The sequence below is a fragment of the Corynebacterium lipophiloflavum DSM 44291 genome (assembly GCF_000159635.1).
GTDB classification, from domain to species: Bacteria; Actinomycetota; Actinomycetes; order Mycobacteriales; family Mycobacteriaceae; genus Corynebacterium; species Corynebacterium lipophiloflavum.
Genome location: NZ_GG667191.1, coordinates 445,510 through 457,257, shown reverse-complemented (window position 1 = coordinate 457,257; position 11,748 = coordinate 445,510). Strand labels below are relative to the sequence as shown.

Genomic DNA, 11,748 nt, shown 5'->3' with positions numbered 1-11,748 from the left:
CGCCATCCCGCGGGTGCCCACAGCGGGAGAGAACTTCTCTATCGCAGACACCTACCAACAGGACGTGGACGAGCGCGGCCACGTGGCGCGCCGCGTCACCGCCGGGATGTCAGTCGGGGTGTGTCTGTGCTGCGTGCCCGCGCTTGCGTGGCTGGGGTGGCTCGGCGGGGGCTGGGTGAGCGTATTCGGCCTCTGCGCGGCTGGCGCGCTTGTGCTGCACTCTTTTCGCCACCATGACACCACGTCCCGCATCGCACTCGCGGTGACGGCGTATGCGGCGGTTGCCTGCGCGTGCCTGGCTGTCGACCCGGGCGCGCACCCGGCGTGGCTGGGTTTTTCCTTCTTCGTCGCGGCGCTGACGCTTTCCGCCCCGCTGTGGTCGTCGCGGGTGCCGGACCTAGAGCCCACCTCCTTGGTGTGGCTTGAGCGCGCGGAGGCGGCGGCGATTATCGCGGTGTTCCCGCTCGGGTTGTTTCTGATGGGCGCCTTCGACCTGATTCGGGGCGTGTGATGCGCCGGCCCGGGCGCACGGCGTGGATCGTCGCCGCTGTGGGGGCGTCCTCCCTTCTCGCCCCGGGGGCCGTCGCCCAGGACGTGGTTTGCGCCCGAATCGCTCGCGTTGATGGCCCCACGGCACCCTTATGGGACGCGGAGCTGCGTCGTTTTGCGACCGGCGCAGGCATTCGTGTGGCGGTGATCGATACCGGGGTGTCCGCCTCGCCCGAGCTCGACCAGCTGGTCGCGGGCGGCGACTTTGTCACCCCGGATGCACCGGACCCGCTGTTCGACTGCGACGCCCACGGCACTGTCGTCGCCGGCATCATCGCGGGTACTACCGCCGGTGTTGCTCCGGACGCGGAGGTGATCTCGATCCGCCAGACCTCGGCCCACTACCGCTCCCGCGAGCTGGACCCCACTGCCGGTGCGGGCAGCGTGCGCACGCTTGTCGACGCCCTCAACAACGCCCTCGACCTCCAGGCCGACGTGATCAACATTTCCGTGGTCTCGTGCCTCGACCCGCGCGTTTCCCCGCGGGTCGACACCTCCGGTCTCGACGCAGCGTTGGCGCGGGCGGAAGCCGAGGGTGCCGTCGTGGTGGCCGCCGCGGGCAACGTCACCTCGCAGTGCCCGCAGGGCTCGAGCGTTATCCCGTCGCACTCCCCCACCGTCCTGGCGGTCGGCGCGCGCTCAGATGCGCACCAACTGGCCGAGTATTCCGTGGCGGTGCCGGAGTCGTCGGCCCAGCTCTCCGCTCCGGGCGATGTCACTGTCGGGCTGTCACCCGACGGGCGCGGCTGGGCGGCGGGCACGCTCGATGCGCAGGGCAACGTCAGTCCGTTCGAGGGCACCAGCTTCGCGGCACCTGTCGTGGCGGGGTCGATTGCGCTGCTTCGTCAGAGGCACCCCGACCTCTCGCCCGCAGAGGTCCGCGCCCTGGTCGCCGCCTCGGCGCAGCCGCACGGCGGGGCGATCGACCCGCTGTCGGTGGTGACCCAGCTGCGCCAGGAGACTCCCACGCAGGACCACACCGTGGTGGTATCCGCCGCGCGCCAGCACACCTCCGCGGCAGCCGCGCGCTGGCGCAGCGTCGTCACCGCCCTCGCGGCCGTGCTGCTGCTCGCCGTCGTCGGCGCCGCTATTCGACGCCCCCACTAATACGTTGAGATCAGCGCCCCATCCTGGGTGAGCGTGTCTGCCTGCGGTAGCAGCGCGATGATCTCCCACGGCACCTGCTCGACGTGCTCGGCGCCGATCATGTCCAGCACGTCGGGGTCCGGGACGTCGTGACGCATGCCGTTGAGCGACACGACGTGGTAGCCGTGTCCGGAATCAACGGCCACGGCGCCGTCGTCAAGCCCGGCAAAAGCAACCGCGACCGCCCCACCAGACAGCGCGATCGAGGAGGTCAGGGGCTCGCTGAAGGTCGCCCCGACTTGCGCTTCGGTGGCGCACACCGGTTCCACGACCGGGTCCAGCCAGACCGGTTCCTCGGCGGGCAGGCGGATGTCGATCGGCGGCTCAGCGTCGGGAAGCTGCGCGAGCTCGGCGCTACCGATGATGCGCTGCGGGGCACCCGCTTCGGTGAGGATGTCGCTTTGCAGACGGCTCAGCGGCTGGACACCGCCATCGGCCGCGACGGCCCACGAATCGCTGCCGTTGACGACGATCTCCGGCAACGGGTTTGGAACCTCGAGCGGGACCTCCTCCTTCAAGGCGTTGAGAAGCTGCGACGGGGGCGACCAGCGAGGGGTGTTCGCATCGACACCGAGAGCGCGGCGGATAACACGGCCGGTTGGGGCATCGGCCGGCGGCAACAAGCGGCGCCCCCCGCCGGTGACCAGCCATTGCTGCCCGCCCACCTCGGCGAGCACGGCCGACGCCCCGGCAAGCTGATTCGCCCCAGGACCTGCGATGACGACAACCTCGCTGCCGAACGTGCACGCCGACCACGACAAATCTTCGCTGTCGCGCGGCGCGAACAACGACGGCGCCATGGCAATACCCACCGGCACCCCGCGCGGCTGCGCGAGCAAGTTCTCGTCGCCGATGCGCTGCGGCTCCTCGGGTGCCCCGACAATAAGTCGCGCAGAGGTCAGGTTCGTGACCGGGTGGATCGTGTCGTTGATCCGCACGTAAAGCTCCCCGCTGCCAGAGCGCAGGATGGGTGCGTCTCCCGGATCGGCGTTGGGCCGCAGCCACGCGAACAGGGCCGTGATCGCGGCGATCAGCAGAACCGCCACGATGCTGAAGATCATGGCGCGCTGTCGCGACGCCAACGGGTCATGGATCATGCGGATGTCGCCGAAAATCAAACCGTGCTCGACCCGGCGGCGCATGAAGCGGTGGCCGGAGACCTGCGCGCGGGTTGTCGGCAGCAGCCGGCGCGGTGAATTAGGCGGCATCTTTCCCCCGAAAACTTCTCAACGATTGTTCTCCCTTAGGTGCACCCCACACCTTCCGGTTCGAAAGCAGCCTACCGCGGCGGCACGCGACGCGCTCAGGAAACTAGGCGAGGTTCTCTTCGGCGTCGAGCTGCGCATCGCGGCGACGGACATCCTCCGCATGCCAGAAATCCATGGCCTTGCCGGCCATCAACAACCCTGCTGCGGCTCCGATGACACCGTCGCCGAGCATGCCCCAGGCGAAGGTGTTCATTCCGCCGCCGATGTTGTAGCCGATGCCTGCCAGCTGCACCAACGCCAAGGCCAACAAGGCGCTGAGGTAGCGAATGTTGAACCGGGATTCGAGCCGGGCTTCCTGACGCACGTGGTGGAATTTCAACCATCCGTCGGAGGCAAAAAGCCCGAGTATAAGGGGAAGGAGAACCAAGATGCTCAGTGCCGAATGGTTTCCCGGAATAGTCCACGCGAGGATAGCTCCCAGCGCGTATACTCCCATTCCCATCGCACTAACGAGAACCGTGCTGGATTTGTGCACCATGGAAGATTCATATTCATCGATGACGTCGCGCTCGACTGCGCCGACGACGGCGTCGCCGAATTTACGTGTGATAGACATGTGACTATCCTGCTTCCCTTTCATTACCGAAGACTTGTTCCACTGTTTTGCCGAGAGTGCGGCAGATTCTCAGTGCCAGATGGACTGACGGGGAGTAGTTTCCCTTTTCAATGTTGGCGATAGTTTGGCGCGAAACGCCGGCTGCCTCTGCCAGTTCCGCCTGACTCATGTCGAGCCAGCGCCTCCACCTCCGCACCATGTTGCTGTGCTGCTCCTCCATGCCGACTAGCGGTTCCGCGTCGCCGCCAGGGAGCCAAGGTGCGCGATACAGATGAGCTGGATAATGACGCAACCGATCGCGAACGCCATACCTAGGCCGCCGTCGATGAACTGCGAGGCTGCCGTGGCCGCGAGCATCGCTACCACTGTGACGGTAAGCAGCCACCCCGACTCGACATCCCACCTGTTGACTTGCTTGTGCTTATCTTCCATATCAATAACCCCTCTCCTTGACTGCATGTCAACTATACTTTACATACAGTCAAGAAAAGTGGCGAGGGGCAGTATCACCGGGGTCTCAACCCTGGGACGCCGACGCGCTGGGCCTCCGGATTCCGGTAAAAAACGCACGGTTAAGAGCGCCCCGAATTCCCGGTTTTTCGTGCATCCTTAACCGCCCGTTCTTAACCGGAACCCCCGTAAACGCTGTGCTCACCCAACAGCAGCGCCTCCGGACACTCCAGAACCACCAACCAGCTGCGGAATCTCCTCGGACCCGTGCTCACGCGCATCACGCGCCATGGCCCGAAGCTCGGCGGGGGTGAAGGCGTCGTTGACGGCGAAGATCACGGTGTTGCCTCGCGCGAACACTGGCGTTGCCCCCTCGGCCACCCACAGGCCCTTGAGCTGCTCATAACGCGGGAGGACGTGCCACCAGAAGTTGTCGGGGCTGGAGATGATGAACTTCACGCCGAGTTCGCGGGCCGCCTCGTCGACGGGGTTCTCCGCGTCCGGATCTCCGCGCAGCCCCTCGCCGAGTGCGTCGGTGTGATAGTGGATCCGGTCCATCATGGAGCCGCTCCCCCCGGTCGGCCACAGGTAGTGTCGCGACAGCGTAGGTACGCCGTTGTAGGCGTAAAGCCACGAGTGGCCGTCATCGGGTTCGCCGTAGGTCAGCCCTTCCCACGCGGCGGGCTGGGTGGCCAGCCAGTCGAAGGCGATGCGGTCGTTGTCTGAGACCATCCTCGTGTCCATCCGGGTCTCGGTGTATGCGCCTTTCGCACCGAGCTCGGACGTGTCGCGCGCCCACGCCACGGTCCCCGCACCCGCGATGACAGCGACAACGAGCGAGGCGCTTATCGACGCCCACCGCCAACGCGGCGAACCCTTCCGCGCAGCGAGCGGCGCCAGGGTCAGCAGGCGGATTGCTGCCGCCACGCCGATCGCGGCGCCGACAATGGTGAGCATACTCACCGGCATCACCAACCGGTGGGCGGTGTTGTAATGCAGATTGGTGATCGCGGAAAGGGCCGTGCCCACCACTGAGTCGAACGGCTCGAGAACGTGAACCGCCGCCATGGCGCTGATCGTGAAAAAGAGCACGGGCCACACCTGGCGGCGCCACGCGACGACAACTACCGCGCCGACAACGGCCAGCCACAGCAGAACCGTCGCGTCGAAGTCGGGGAAGAACTGCACCGAGTGGCGGGTGCGCATCATCAGGATGGTCTTCCACGGTGTCGGCGTCAGGTCTCCTTCGGTAACCCCCCACTCGGCAACCTCTTCGGCTTGGCTGGAGCCCTGCAGAAGTTGAGGTAGGAAAAGCAGCGCGCCGACCACGGCGGGCCCCGCGATCCAGAGCAAATCCTTAAGCCTCGTCGTCACGGGAACGAACAGCAGTCGGGTCAGCCAAAACAGGGCAACCGCGAGCGCGACGATGGTGACCGCCGACGGGTGGACGACCAAAACACCGAGGAAACCGAGCATTGCGGGCAGCGCCATCGCGGGCCGCGACGGGGTGGAGCAGAACTGCCAGATCACGATGCCGGTGAGCGTGACCGCGAACAAGTACGGCCACATTCCGACGTAGTCGGGAATCCACATCAGCGTCGGTGCCACGTAGCACGCCAGCGCCGCCAGCGCGGCAGCGATCTGCGCGGTCAGCCCGCGCGACTGCGTCACCGCGAGCACGAGACACGCCATCGTCAGCGGTAGCGCCAGGCCGGGGAGAATGGCAGCGACAACGTTGAGAGCTGGGATCGGCTCAAGCCCGGCGACCTGCGCAAACAGTGCGATGCCCGAGTGGTAACCGGTGGGGTACAAAAGCTGCGCCTGGGTTTCGATGTTTTGCAGCTCGCCCATCCGCGTGGGGGAAGCGATGCCTTCTTCCAGGATGAACCGCACCACGTTGGCATGCCATTGCACGTCCCAGCCCTGCACGATGTTTTCTGTGCCGTGTGGCACGCGGAGCAGCCAGTTCACACGGTCGCCGACAATCATCCATGCGCCGCCGACGACACCTACGGCGGGCAACACCCACGCCGGGTCCGCCACGCTGCCTCTGCGCCACCCCTCAGGGAAGGCCCTTTCCCGCCACGTCGTGGCCGTGCGCAAGCGCCGATCTGTCGCCCAGCGCCATAGCACCGCGCAGCCGAGTGTGAACATCAAACTGATGGTGAAGGTGAGCGTGTTGAAGGGCGCAGTCGTCTCGCCCCACATCCACGCGCTCATGCCCATGACGCCGAAGGTCACCGGCAGCGCGCTCGCGGCCGCCGCCGGGGCTTTGACCCCCGCGACCCAGGAAATGACGAAACCGGGCAGCGTGAACAGCATGACGGCGACCACGGAGGCGCCCGTTAGCGACATAGCAGTACCGTCCTCACCGATTTGTTCGACTGCCTGGCCATTGTATTGCGTGCTCCCGACACCGCTGCGATCGGCGCGCTCAATCCCGCTTTGCCCTGGTAAGACGGGCGCGCTCGGCGTAGTGCTCGGGCGCGGGGTAGGAAACGTCGACAAGCGTCAGCCCTTTGGCTGGGGCAAGCAGGACGTGTGGGTGGCGGGTGGTTTCACCGAGCAGCGGCTCAACCCACGTGGGGTCCTTCGACCCCTCCCCGACCTGCAGGCACGCCGCCACCAGCGATCTGACCATGTTCCAGCAGAAGGCGTCGGCCGTCACGTGCGCTTCGTACAGGTTGGGCTCTTCGCCTGTCGACGCCTCCACCCACCTCATCTCCACCACTTTACGCACCGTCGTCGCGTGCGGCTTCGCTCTGCAAAACGCGGCGAAATCGTGGAGGCCCACGAACGCGTCGGCGGCCACCTGCATGGCGCCGATGTCAACCGGGCGGCGCCACACGGCGGTATCGCGTGCACGGGTCGGCAATGCGCCGGCGGGGTGCGTGGTGACCCGGTACACGTAGCTGCGGGTCAGGGCGGAAAATCGGGCGTCGAAAAGCGGGCTGACCGCGGAGACACCGTACACGCGCACATCGGCGGGCAGAAGCTTAGCCAGGCGCCGCACTAGGCGGGCAGGGTCGCCGTCGATGGAGCGCTGGTCGAGCGATGCGGCGGGGATGTCGGCGTGCGCGACTTGGCCGGAGGCGTGAACGCCGGCGTCGGTGCGCCCGGCAACCGTGAGCTCCACCGGCGTGCGCAGCACAGTCGACAGCGCAGACTGGATGGTCTGTTGCACGGTGCGCGTGGGCGTGCCGTCAGGCTGTTCGCGCTGGCGGGCCCAGCCGTGGAAATCCGTGCCGTCGTAGGCGATGTCCAAGCGCAGACGCAGCGTTTCGTCGATCATGGTGCTTTGAGGGTAGCAAAAAGCCCCGCGCTTTCCGTTGCCGGGAAATTTAGCGCGGGGCCTGCGTGCAGCTACGACGCGGAAAGTAGTGCTACTTCTCGTCCGTTTCGGTCGCGTCGGTAGCCTCAACCTCAGCCTCAGCTTCGGTCGCCTCAGCCTCAGCCTGCTTGGAGGCGGCGGCGCGGGCGGCGCGGGAAGCCTCGTTGGACACGGTCTCCTCAAGAACGAGAGAGATGTGGGTCATCGGGGCGTTGTCGCCGGAGCGGTTCTCCAGCTTGATGGAGCGGGTGTAACCGCCGTCGCGGCCCTCGAACTTCGGCGCGAGCTCGTTGAACAGGTACGCAACGATGTCCTTGTTCGGCAGCTCAGCGGCGACAGCGCGGCGGTCAGCCAGCGTGCCCTTCTTCGCCTTGGTGATCAGCTTTTCTGCGTAGGGGCGCAGAACCTTGGCCTTGGCCTCGGTGGTCTTGATTGCCCCGTGCTCGAAGAGGGACATGGCCAGGTTGGAAACAATGTGTTTCTGGTGGCTGGCGGAACCTCCGAGACGGGCGCCCTTCTTAGGGGTCGGCATTTTCGTACTCCTCGTGTGCGGTTAGTTGAGCGCGTGCTCTTAAGTGTTACTCGGTGTCTTCCGCGGTGACGTCGACGTAGTCGCCGGTCTCGGCATCGTAGCCCTCAATCTGGGTCGGGTCGAAGTCTTCCGGCGCGTCCTTCAAGGTCAGCCCCAGCGAGGCAAGCTTGATCTTGACCTCGTTGATGGACTTCTGCCCGAAGTTACGGATGTCCAGCAGGTCACTCTCGGTGTACTCGGCGAGCTCACCGACGGAGTGGATCTCCTGGCGCTTCAGGCAGTTGTAGGAGCGGACGGAGAAGTTCAGGTCCTCAATCGGCAGGTTGTACGCGGCGATGTACTCCGTCTCCTGCGGAGACGGCCCGATCTCCAAGCCCTCGGCGGCGGTGTTCAGCTCGCGGGCGAGGCCGAACAGCTCCACCAGGGTCGAACCTGCGGACGCCAGGGCGTCGCGGGCGGTCATGGAGTTCTTGGTCTCGACGTCGATGATGAGCTTGTCAAAGTCGGTGCGCTGCTCAACACGAGTTGCCTCAACCTTGTAGGCGACGCGGGTGACCGGGGAGTAAATCTGGTCGACCGGAATGCGGCCGGCCTCTCCACCGGCGTACGGCATGGCCGGGACGTAGCCGCGGCCGCGCTCGACGACAAGCTCCATCTCAAGCCGCGCGCTGTCGTTGAGCGACGCGATGTGCAGATCCGGGTTGTGGATCGCGACATCGGCAGTCAGCTCAATATCGCCAGCGGTAACGTCGCCCGGGCCCTCCTTGGACAGGTACAGGACAACCGGCTCATCGGAGTCGGAGGACAGCACAATGTTCTTGACATTGAGGATGATCTCGGAAACGTTCTCCTTGATCCCGTTGATCGTGGTGAACTCGTGGAGCACACCGTCGATCTTGATCGAGGTCACGGCCGCGCCCGGGATGGACGACAGCAGCGTCCGGCGCAGAGAGTTTCCGAGGGTGTAACCGAAACCAGGCTCAAGCGGCTCGATGACGAACTTCGAGCGGTTGGTGTCGATGTACTCCTCGGTCAGTTGAGGGCGCTGAGAGATAAGCATGGACTTCTCCTTTGTCGGCAACCACTATTTGATGCCGGTAGGAACGGATGATGCGAAAGGGTTATACGAAGTAAGAGATTACTTCGAATAGAGCTCGACGATGAGCTGCTCCTGCAGCGGCACGTCGATCTGAGCGCGCTCGGGCAACTGGTGCACGAGAATGCGCAGGGTCTCCGGAACGACCTGCAGCCAGGCCGGAACCACGGAGTCGACCAGGTTGTCCTGGGCCTCCTCGAACCAGATCATGGCGCGGGACTTCTCGCGGACATCGATGATGTCGTACCGTGAGACGCGGTAGGACGGAACGTTCGTCCGCTTGCCGTTGACCGTGAAGTGGCCGTGGGAGACGAGCTGGCGTGCCTGGCGGCGGGTGCGTGCCAGACCAGCGCGGTAGACGACGTTGTCCAGGCGGGACTCCAGCAGGACGAGCAGGTTGTCGCCGGTCTTGCCGGGGAGGCGGTTGGCCTCCTCGTAGTAGCGACGGAACTGCTTCTCCATCACGCCGTAAATGAAGCGAGCCTTCTGCTTCTCCTGCAGCTGGAGCAGGTACTCAGATTCTTTGATGCGAGCACGGCCTGCCTGCCCCGGAGGGTAGGGGCGGCGCTCAAACGACATGTCACCGCCGACGAGGTCGACGCGGAGGCGACGGGACTTACGGGTAGCAGGGCCAGTGTAACGAGCCATGTATTCTTACCTCTTTTCCTTTCAGCCTTAAACGCGACGACGCTTCGGCGGACGGCAGCCGTTGAACGGCTGGGGCGTCACGTCGGAGATCGAGGACACCTCCAGGCCGGCAGCCTGGAGAGAACGGATAGCGGTCTCGCGGCCGGAGCCGGGACCCTTGACAAAGACATCAACCTTCTTCATGCCGTGCTCCATGGCCTTACGGGCTGCGTTTTCAGCGGCCATCTGCGCCGCGAACGGGGTGGACTTACGGGAGCCCTTGAACCCGACATGGCCGGAGGAGGCCCAGGAGATCACAGCACCGTTGGGGTCCGTGATGGACACGATGGTGTTGTTGAAGGTGGACTTGATGTAGGCGTGGCCAGCGGCCACGTTCTTCTTGACGACGCGACGGCCGGTACGGCGCGCGCCGGAACGAGTCTTCGGTGGCATGTGTTACTTCTTCTTTCCTGCGATGGTCTTCTTCGGTCCCTTGCGAGTACGCGCGTTGGTCTTCGTGCGCTGGCCGCGAACGGGCAGCCCGCGACGGTGGCGCAGACCCTGGTAGGAACCGATCTCGATCTTGCGGCGAATGTCAGCCTGAACCTCACGGCGCAGGTCACCCTCGACGGTGTAGGAGGACTCGATGGCGTCGCGAAGCGCGGCGAGCTGATCGTCGGTCAAGTTGTCGGTGCGCAGGTCAGGAGAAATGCCCGTCTTCTCGAGCAGTTCCTTGGATCGGGTTGCCCCGATGCCGTAAATGTAAGTGAGTGCGATCTCCATGCGCTTGTTGCGCGGCAGATCGACACCAGCGAGACGTGCCATGTCGGACGTGCCTTTCAGGTTGGTACGGTGGTTTTCTCCCCACCCGTCCACGCCACGCGACGCTTTACCCGGTCCTAACCGGATGATGGGTCGTGATTGCGCGCGGCTTCGGCCACCGCAGCCGAAGGTAGATCGCTCACCGCCTCATGCGGCGGTGAGTTTGAGTGAGAAGGCGGAAAAGTTTTACTTGTAGCGGTACGTGATACGGCCGCGGTCGAGGTCGTATGGCGACAGCTCCACGATCACCCGGTCCTCCGGGAGAATGCGGATGTAGTGTTGGCGCATCTTGCCACTGATGTGGGCGAGAACCTGGTGGCCGTTGTCGAGTTCGACACGGAACATCGCGTTCTTCAAGGGCTCGACAATGCGGCCCTCAACCTCAATTGCGCCTTCTTTTGCCATACACTCCACTTCCTACAGCACCGTGTTTGCATTGGTGCTAGACGTATCATTTGTTCGCTGACTGGCGCGCACAACCCGCATTTTTTTGGGGGCAGTTCACACCAAGTTGTAACTATATCGCCCCACCTGCACAAAGACAAACCCCGCATCTTTGAGGATGCGGGGCGCGCCGGCTAGTAGACGACGACCTTGTCGCCGATGTTCAACTCGCTGAAGTAACGCTGGGCGTCCCCGCGGTGCATGCGCACGCACCCGTGCGACAGATACGCGGGGTCTCCCTCATGGAACGCGATTCCGTTGTAGGTGAAGTACGTTGCGAAAGGCATCGGGGCGTTGTTGAACTCGTAGGAGATTTCGTCCTTCACCTTCCGGTTGACGTAGAACGTTCCGCGCGGCGTCTCGTAGCCCGGCTTGCCCGTCGCCACGCGGACGTCGCCGTAGTAGACCTGCCCGTTTTCCTGCAGCCAGGAGCGCTGCCCGGCGATGTCGACGCACACCTTGGCGTCCTTGGGGCACGCGCCGTAATCGAAGGCCGCAGGTTGAGCCGGCACGGCAGCCTGCTGCGTCACTGGGGCGGGAGCGGGAGCCGGCGGCAGGTGCTCGGCGATGAGCTCGGGAAACAGCGCCTCGAAGGTCTGGTCAATCTGGGCGCGCGCCTGCTCCGGCAGGGCGGGGTTAATCCCCGCAAGCGAGCCCGCCTGGGCGATCAGCCCGGCGCGGATGTTCCACGCGCTGTCGCGGCTTGACGACGCCAGCGTGCTCGACGTCTGCTGCGCAAACGCGTCGAGGGCGATGGCAGGATCCGCGCTGAGCTGCGCAGTGGCCGGCAGCTGCTGGGCATTGGCCACGGTGGGAGAGAAGATAAGGGCAGCGCAGGCGCCGACGGCGGCGACCACAGCTGTGAAGCGGCTGGCACGACGTTGAGAGTTCGACATGGTGGAAGTATAACCCCCGTTAGCAGTTTTG

General features: G+C 64.9%; 15 protein-coding genes. 2 read left to right on the top strand and 13 right to left on the bottom strand.

Annotated elements, in window-relative coordinates:
• On the top strand, positions 1–511 hold a 511-nt coding region (locus tag HMPREF0298_RS02330), incomplete at its 5' end, for a ubiquitin family protein (RefSeq protein WP_006839483.1).
• Positions 511–1,656, top strand: coding sequence for a S8 family serine peptidase (locus tag HMPREF0298_RS02325; RefSeq protein ID WP_006839482.1), 1,146 nt, complete (start codon positions 511–513; stop codon positions 1,654–1,656). The genes HMPREF0298_RS02330 and HMPREF0298_RS02325, both read left to right, overlap by 1 nt.
• Here the strand turns inward: HMPREF0298_RS02325 and eccB are convergent.
• The 13 genes from eccB to HMPREF0298_RS02260 form a co-directional block, all read right to left on the bottom strand.
• On the bottom strand, positions 1,653–2,903 hold the full coding sequence (eccB, locus tag HMPREF0298_RS02320) for a type VII secretion protein EccB (protein ID WP_040422188.1): 1,251 nt from the start codon (positions 2,901–2,903) through the stop codon (positions 1,653–1,655). The genes HMPREF0298_RS02325 and eccB overlap by 4 nt on opposite strands.
• A gap of 103 nt (positions 2,904–3,006) precedes the next feature.
• Positions 3,007–3,519, bottom strand: coding sequence for a hypothetical protein (locus tag HMPREF0298_RS02315; protein WP_040422187.1), 513 nt, complete (start codon positions 3,517–3,519; stop codon positions 3,007–3,009).
• Positions 3,520–3,523: 4 nt separating this feature from the next.
• Entirely contained in the window at positions 3,524–3,739 is a 216-nt protein-coding gene (locus tag HMPREF0298_RS11750; RefSeq protein ID WP_006839479.1) for a helix-turn-helix transcriptional regulator, read from the bottom strand.
• A 5-nt stretch (positions 3,740–3,744) separates the two neighbouring features.
• Entirely contained in the window at positions 3,745–3,951 is a 207-nt protein-coding gene (locus HMPREF0298_RS02305) for a hypothetical protein (RefSeq protein WP_040422186.1), read from the bottom strand.
• Positions 3,952–4,170: 219 nt separating this feature from the next.
• Complete coding sequence (locus HMPREF0298_RS02300; protein ID WP_006839477.1) at positions 4,171–6,324, bottom strand: DUF6541 family protein; 2,154 nt, start codon at positions 6,322–6,324, stop codon at positions 4,171–4,173.
• 79 nt (positions 6,325–6,403) lie between these two features.
• The gene (gene truA, locus HMPREF0298_RS02295; RefSeq protein WP_006839476.1) at positions 6,404–7,261 is read right to left on the bottom strand and encodes a tRNA pseudouridine(38-40) synthase TruA; all 858 of its coding nucleotides are present in this window, start codon (positions 7,259–7,261) and stop codon (positions 6,404–6,406) included.
• A 91-nt stretch (positions 7,262–7,352) separates the two neighbouring features.
• Entirely contained in the window at positions 7,353–7,832 is a 480-nt protein-coding gene (gene rplQ / locus HMPREF0298_RS02290; protein ID WP_006839475.1) for a 50S ribosomal protein L17, read from the bottom strand.
• Positions 7,833–7,878: 46 nt separating this feature from the next.
• Positions 7,879–8,892 carry a DNA-directed RNA polymerase subunit alpha gene (locus tag HMPREF0298_RS02285; RefSeq protein ID WP_006839474.1) on the bottom strand — a complete coding sequence of 338 codons (1,014 nt, stop codon included), beginning with the start codon at positions 8,890–8,892 and terminating at the stop codon, positions 7,879–7,881.
• 78 nt (positions 8,893–8,970) lie between these two features.
• Positions 8,971–9,576, bottom strand: a complete 606-nt coding sequence (gene rpsD / locus HMPREF0298_RS02280) for a 30S ribosomal protein S4 (RefSeq protein WP_040422185.1) — start codon at positions 9,574–9,576, stop codon at positions 8,971–8,973.
• A gap of 27 nt (positions 9,577–9,603) precedes the next feature.
• Positions 9,604–10,008, bottom strand: a complete 405-nt coding sequence (gene rpsK / locus HMPREF0298_RS02275) for a 30S ribosomal protein S11 (RefSeq protein ID WP_006839472.1) — start codon at positions 10,006–10,008, stop codon at positions 9,604–9,606.
• 3 nt (positions 10,009–10,011) lie between these two features.
• The gene (rpsM, locus tag HMPREF0298_RS02270) at positions 10,012–10,380 is read right to left on the bottom strand and encodes a 30S ribosomal protein S13 (RefSeq protein ID WP_006839471.1); all 369 of its coding nucleotides are present in this window, start codon (positions 10,378–10,380) and stop codon (positions 10,012–10,014) included.
• 183 nt (positions 10,381–10,563) lie between these two features.
• Positions 10,564–10,782, bottom strand: coding sequence for a translation initiation factor IF-1 (infA, locus tag HMPREF0298_RS02265; protein ID WP_006839470.1), 219 nt, complete (start codon positions 10,780–10,782; stop codon positions 10,564–10,566).
• Positions 10,783–10,955: 173 nt separating this feature from the next.
• The gene (locus HMPREF0298_RS02260; protein WP_083789485.1) at positions 10,956–11,717 is read right to left on the bottom strand and encodes a L,D-transpeptidase; all 762 of its coding nucleotides are present in this window, start codon (positions 11,715–11,717) and stop codon (positions 10,956–10,958) included.
• Between the last annotated feature and the right edge of the window lie 31 nt (positions 11,718–11,748).

Coding starts and splice junctions, on each gene's coding strand:
- HMPREF0298_RS02325 (WP_006839482.1), top strand. CDS start 511: ATGCGCCGGCCCGGGCGCACGGCGTGGATCGTCGCCGCTGTGGGGGCG.
- eccB (WP_040422188.1), bottom strand. CDS start 2,903: ATGCCGCCTAATTCACCGCGCCGGCTGCTGCCGACAACCCGCGCGCAG.
- HMPREF0298_RS02315 (WP_040422187.1), bottom strand. CDS start 3,519: ATGTCTATCACACGTAAATTCGGCGACGCCGTCGTCGGCGCAGTCGAG.
- HMPREF0298_RS11750 (WP_006839479.1), bottom strand. CDS start 3,739: ATGGAGGAGCAGCACAGCAACATGGTGCGGAGGTGGAGGCGCTGGCTC.
- HMPREF0298_RS02305 (WP_040422186.1), bottom strand. CDS start 3,951: ATGGAAGATAAGCACAAGCAAGTCAACAGGTGGGATGTCGAGTCGGGG.
- HMPREF0298_RS02300 (WP_006839477.1), bottom strand. CDS start 6,324: ATGTCGCTAACGGGCGCCTCCGTGGTCGCCGTCATGCTGTTCACGCTG.
- truA (WP_006839476.1), bottom strand. CDS start 7,261: ATGATCGACGAAACGCTGCGTCTGCGCTTGGACATCGCCTACGACGGC.
- rplQ (WP_006839475.1), bottom strand. CDS start 7,832: ATGCCGACCCCTAAGAAGGGCGCCCGTCTCGGAGGTTCCGCCAGCCAC.
- HMPREF0298_RS02285 (WP_006839474.1), bottom strand. CDS start 8,892: ATGCTTATCTCTCAGCGCCCTCAACTGACCGAGGAGTACATCGACACC.
- rpsD (WP_040422185.1), bottom strand. CDS start 9,576: ATGGCTCGTTACACTGGCCCTGCTACCCGTAAGTCCCGTCGCCTCCGC.
- rpsK (WP_006839472.1), bottom strand. CDS start 10,008: ATGCCACCGAAGACTCGTTCCGGCGCGCGCCGTACCGGCCGTCGCGTC.
- rpsM (WP_006839471.1), bottom strand. CDS start 10,380: ATGGCACGTCTCGCTGGTGTCGATCTGCCGCGCAACAAGCGCATGGAG.
- infA (WP_006839470.1), bottom strand. CDS start 10,782: ATGGCAAAAGAAGGCGCAATTGAGGTTGAGGGCCGCATTGTCGAGCCC.
- HMPREF0298_RS02260 (WP_083789485.1), bottom strand. CDS start 11,717: ATGTCGAACTCTCAACGTCGTGCCAGCCGCTTCACAGCTGTGGTCGCC.